The organism is Vineibacter terrae (assembly GCF_008039615.1).
GTDB lineage: Bacteria > Pseudomonadota > Alphaproteobacteria > Reyranellales > Reyranellaceae > Vineibacter > Vineibacter terrae.
This window is the reverse complement of record NZ_VDUZ01000102.1, coordinates 2,501-4,999: the sequence shown is the minus strand read 5'-3', so window position 1 is coordinate 4,999 and position 2,499 is coordinate 2,501. Positions and strand designations below refer to the sequence as shown.

Here is a 2,499-nt window from a genome sequence, read left to right as displayed (position 1 = left end):
TGGTTGCGGGGGCAGGATTTGAACCTGCGGCCTTCAGGTTATGAGCCTGACGAGCTACCGGGCTGCTCCACCCCGCGGTGGTGAGGGTGGAGTGAAGAGGGTGCATGTGCTGCGCGCCTTGGAAGGCCTGGCGACGACCTACTCTCCCGCGCCTTGAGACGCAGTACCATCGGCGCTGAGGGTTTTCACGGCCGAGTTCGAGATGGGATCGGGTGTTCACCCCTCGCCAGAGCCACCAGGCCGTCGAAGGCCGCAGCGGTCTGTTGAGTGCTTGGCAAGAGAGCGGTGCGGGGGCTTGCCGCCGCACGGGACGATGGAGACAGAGACTGATCAAGCTCGATCGAGCGATTAGGACCGCTTAGCTGAGCGTGTCGCCACGCGTGCACTTGCGGCCTATCGACGTGATGGTCTGTCACGGCTCTTAGGGAGACCTGGTTTTGAGGAGGGTTTCACGCTTAGATGCGTTCAGCGTTTATCCCGTCCGTACATAGCTACCCGGCGGTGCGGCTGGCGCCACAACCGGTACACCAGAGGTACGTCCATCCCGGTCCTCTCGTACTAGGGACAGCGCCTCTCAAGTCTCCAACACCCACGGCAGATAGGGACCGAACTGTCTCACGACGTTCTAAACCCAGCTCACGTACCGCTTTAAATGGCGAACAGCCATACCCTTGGGACCTGCTCCAGCCCCAGGATGCGATGAGCCGACATCGAGGTGCCAAACCTCCCCGTCGATGTGGACTCTTGGGGGAGATCAGCCTGTTATCCCCGGCGTACCTTTTATCCGTTGAGCGATGGCCCTTCCACGCGGAACCACCGGATCACTATGGCCGACTTTCGTCTCTGCTCGGCTTGTCTGCCTCGCAGTCAGGCGGGCTTATGCCATTGCACTCCACAGCCGATTTCCGACCGGCTTGAGCCCACCATCGCGCGCCTCCGTTACTCTTTGGGAGGCGACCGCCCCAGTCAAACTACCCACCATGCAGGGTCCCGGACCGTGTCGCGGCCGCGGTTAGACGTCAGGAAACAAAAGGGCGGTATTTCAAGGGTGGCTCCACCAAGGCTAGCGCCCCGGCTTCAAAGCCTCCCGCCTATCCTACACATCCATTCCCTAACGCCACTGCAAAGTTGTAGTAAAGGTGCACGGGGTCTTTCCGTCTGACCGCGGGTACCCCGCATCTTCACGGGGAATTCAATTTCGCTGAGTCGGTGTCGGAGACAGCGGGGAAGTCGTTACGCCATTCGTGCAGGTCGGAACTTACCCGACAAGGAATTTCGCTACCTTAGGACCGTTATAGTTACGGCCGCCGTTTACCGGGGCTTCGATTCAAGGCTTGCACCTCTCCTCTTAACCTTCCGGCACCGGGCAGGCGTCAGACCCTATACGTCGCCTCGCGGCTTCGCAGAGCCCTGTGTTTTTAGTAAACAGTCGCTACCCCCTGGTCTGTGCCCCTCGACCCTGGTTGCCCAGGACCGAGGCCCTCTTCTCCCGAAGTTACGAGGGCATTTTGCCTAGTTCCTTCGACACCGTTCTCTCAAACGCCTCGGTATGCTCTACCAGTCCACCTGTGTCGGTTTCGGGTACGGTCTATACGCTGGCGCTATTTCCTGGAACCCCTTCGCTGCCCTCCCGCGCCTTGCGGCCCTCTCGGAAAGACAACTTGCAGAATTCGTCACGTCCAGCAGGTGCAGGAATATTAACCTGCTTCCCATCGACTACGCCTCTCGGCCTCGCCTTAGGGACCGACTAACCCTGCGCGGATTAACCTTGCGCAGGAACCCTTGGACTTGCGGCGGGAGCGTTTCCCACGCTCCTTGTCGCTACTCATGTCAGCATTCGCACTTCCGATACCTCCAGGACCCCTCACGGATATCCCTTCGCAGGCCTACGGAACGCTCCGCTACCGCTTCCTTGCGGAAGCCCGAAGCTTCGGTGCGTGGCTTTAGCCCCGTTACATTTTCGGCGCAGGACGGCTTGTTTAGACCAGTGAGCTATTACGCTTTCTTTAAAGGATGGCTGCTTCTAAGCCAACCTCCTGGTTGTTATGGCCTTCCCACTTCCTTTCCCACTTAGCCACGACTTGGGGACCTTAGCTGTCGGTCTGGGCTCTTTCCCTCTCGACGACGGACCTTAGCACCCGCCGTCTGTCTGCCGCACACTGCTCACCGGTATTCGGAGTTCGGTTGGGTTTGGTAAGGCTTTGGACCCCCCTAGCCCATCCGGTGCTCTACCCCCGGCGGCATTCATGCGACGCGCTACCTAAATAGCTTTCGCGGAGAACCAGCTATTTCCCAGTTTGATTGGCCTTTCACCCCTAGCCACAGGTCATCCCCTACCTTTTCAACGGGAGTGGGTTCGGTCCTCCAGCGCGCGTTACCACGCCTTCAACCTGCCCATGGCTAGATCACCAGGTTTCGGGTCTGATCCGTACGACTCGGTCGCCCACTTCGGACTCGCTTTCGCTGCGCCTGCGCCTATCGGCTTAAGCTTGCCGTACA

Annotated in this window: 1 tRNA gene and 2 rRNA genes (1 of these 3 running past the window's edge); all 3 read right to left on the bottom strand. The window is 59.6% G+C overall.

From position 1 onward, the window contains the following. Positions 1-77: transfer RNA gene (locus FHP25_RS40320), tRNA-Met, on the bottom strand. 48 nt (positions 78-125) lie between these two features. Next, a 5S ribosomal RNA gene (rrf, locus tag FHP25_RS40315) occupies positions 126-240 on the bottom strand. 86 nt (positions 241-326) lie between these two features. Beyond that, positions 327-2,499, bottom strand: a 23S ribosomal RNA gene (locus FHP25_RS40310); it runs 577 nt beyond the window's last position.